The organism is Aquabacterium sp. UBA2148 (genome assembly GCF_002328915.1).
Taxonomy (GTDB): domain Bacteria; phylum Pseudomonadota; class Gammaproteobacteria; order Burkholderiales; family Burkholderiaceae_C; genus Aquabacterium; species Aquabacterium parvum.
The window spans coordinates 3,324-4,375 of the sequence record NZ_DCXA01000165.1; the positions used below are offsets into that span (position 1 = coordinate 3,324).

Genomic DNA, 1,052 nt, shown 5'->3' on the forward strand with positions numbered 1-1,052 from the left:
GAGCCACTGGCAGCGGCCCGCCGCCGCATCGCCGCCGAAGAGCTGGGCCTGCCCGAAACCACGGTGCACCGCGCCACGCTGATGGGCGCCTGGGACCACTTCTACCCCGACAGTGCGCTCAACCCCGATGTGTCCACGCACTACGTCAACCTGGCCTTGTGGCTGCCCCTCACCCCCGATGAGGTGGCCTCGCTCAGCTTGCCCCAGGGCGACCTCGAGCAGCACACAGCCTGGCAGTGGATGCCCCTGACGCAGGCCGCGCTCGACGAAGGCGTGCACGCCCATGTGCGCGTCTACGCCGCCTGGGTGCAAGGGGAGCGGCGCCTGGCGGGCGGTCTGGTGACCTGAGCACGGCATGAGCGGACACGGCACCGCCCCCCAGGCCCTGCTCGACATCGCGTCGACGTTGCCGACCGTGCCTGGGGTCTACCTCTTCATGGGCGACGGCCCCCTGCCGCTGTACATCGGCAAGAGCGTCAACATCCGCTCGCGGGTGCAGCAGCACCTGCGCAACCCGCAGGAGTCACGCTGGGTTCAGCACAGCCACCGCATCGAGCACATCACCACCGCCGGCGAAGTGGGCGCCTTGCTGCTCGAAGCCCAGCTGATCAAGTCCCGGCAGCCCCTGATGAACCAGCGGCTGCGACGCAACCGGCAGCTTTGCGCCTTGCGCTGGACGGGGGGCAAGCCCGAGGTGGTGCATGCCCGCGACGTGGACTTCGCCACCACCGCAGCCCTGCACGGCCCCTTCGCCAGCAAGCACGGCGCCGATGCCCTGTTGCTCGAATTGGCCGACGAGCACCGGCTCTGCCTGGCCTCGCTCGGGCTGGAGCACACCGTCAAAGGCCGCCCGTGCTTTCGCTCGGCGATCGGCAAATGCGCCGGGCTGTGCCGAGGGCACGAAACCCAGGCAGAACACGACGCGCGCCTGGGCGCCGCCCTGGGCCGGTGGCAACTGCGCTGCTGGCCCTACCCTGGCGCCGTGGCCCTGGTCGAGAGGCGGCCTGGTGCCTGCGACCACCTGGTGGTCAAGAACTGGTGCTTCCTGGGGC

Annotated in this window: 2 protein-coding genes; both read left to right on the forward strand. The window is 70.3% G+C overall.

Features of this window, described 5'->3' with window-relative positions; translation table 11 throughout:
• A partial coding sequence (locus tag B2W70_RS09250) for an NUDIX domain-containing protein (protein ID WP_286745066.1) occupies positions 1–348 on the forward strand: 348 nt, incomplete at its 5' end.
• A 7-nt stretch (positions 349–355) separates the two neighbouring features.
• Positions 356–1,052, forward strand: a 697-nt coding sequence (locus tag B2W70_RS09255; RefSeq protein ID WP_286745069.1) for an endonuclease, incomplete at its 3' end; no start/stop codon positions are given.